A 1,567-nucleotide genomic window follows, 5' to 3' on the forward strand; every position below is an offset into this window, starting at 1 on the left:
TTAAATTGAAGAGTTTGATCATGGCTCAGATTGAACGCTGGCGGCAGGCCTAACACATGCAAGTCGAGCGGAAACGACACTAACAATCCTTCGGGTGCGTTAATGGGCGTCGAGCGGCGGACGGGTGAGTAATGCCTAGGAAATTGCCTTGATGTGGGGGATAACCATTGGAAACGATGGCTAATACCGCATAATGCCTACGGGCCAAAGAGGGGGACCTTCGGGCCTCTCGCGTCAAGATATGCCTAGGTGGGATTAGCTAGTTGGTGAGGTAATGGCTCACCAAGGCGACGATCCCTAGCTGGTCTGAGAGGATGATCAGCCACACTGGAACTGAGACACGGTCCAGACTCCTACGGGAGGCAGCAGTGGGGAATATTGCACAATGGGCGAAAGCCTGATGCAGCCATGCCGCGTGTATGAAGAAGGCCTTCGGGTTGTAAAGTACTTTCAGTTGTGAGGAAGGGGGTAGTGTTAATAGCGCTATCTCTTGACGTTAGCAACAGAAGAAGCACCGGCTAACTCCGTGCCAGCAGCCGCGGTAATACGGAGGGTGCGAGCGTTAATCGGAATTACTGGGCGTAAAGCGCATGCAGGTGGTTCATTAAGTCAGATGTGAAAGCCCGGGGCTCAACCTCGGAACTGCATTTGAAACTGGTGAACTAGAGTACTGTAGAGGGGGGTAGAATTTCAGGTGTAGCGGTGAAATGCGTAGAGATCTGAAGGAATACCAGTGGCGAAGGCGGCCCCCTGGACAGATACTGACACTCAGATGCGAAAGCGTGGGGAGCAAACAGGATTAGATACCCTGGTAGTCCACGCCGTAAACGATGTCTACTTGGAGGTTGTGGCCTTGAGCCGTGGCTTTCGGAGCTAACGCGTTAAGTAGACCGCCTGGGGAGTACGGTCGCAAGATTAAAACTCAAATGAATTGACGGGGGCCCGCACAAGCGGTGGAGCATGTGGTTTAATTCGATGCAACGCGAAGAACCTTACCTACTCTTGACATCCAGAGAAGCCAGCGGAGACGCAGGTGTGCCTTCGGGAACTCTGAGACAGGTGCTGCATGGCTGTCGTCAGCTCGTGTTGTGAAATGTTGGGTTAAGTCCCGCAACGAGCGCAACCCTTATCCTTGTTTGCCAGCGAGTAATGTCGGGAACTCCAGGGAGACTGCCGGTGATAAACCGGAGGAAGGTGGGGACGACGTCAAGTCATCATGGCCCTTACGAGTAGGGCTACACACGTGCTACAATGGCGCATACAGAGGGCAGCAAGCTAGCGATAGTGAGCGAATCCCAAAAAGTGCGTCGTAGTCCGGATTGGAGTCTGCAACTCGACTCCATGAAGTCGGAATCGCTAGTAATCGTGAATCAGAATGTCACGGTGAATACGTTCCCGGGCCTTGTACACACCGCCCGTCACACCATGGGAGTGGGCTGCAAAAGAAGTGGGTAGTTTAACCTTTCGGGGAGGACGCTCACCACTTTGTGGTTCATGACTGGGGTGAAGTCGTAACAAGGTAGCCCTAGGGGAACCTGGGGCTGGATCACCTCCTTATACGAAGATA

Annotated in this window: 1 rRNA gene; it reads left to right on the forward strand. The window is 53.3% G+C overall.

The features are described from left to right. The first annotated feature begins 2 nt into the window (after positions 1-2). Positions 3-1,557, forward strand: a 16S ribosomal RNA gene (locus AB4185_RS08950). Positions 1,558-1,567 lie beyond the last annotated feature (10 nt).

It is taken from the genome of Vibrio sp. 10N.286.48.F5, from assembly GCF_041469785.1.
GTDB lineage: Bacteria > Pseudomonadota > Gammaproteobacteria > Enterobacterales > Vibrionaceae > Vibrio > Vibrio crassostreae_C.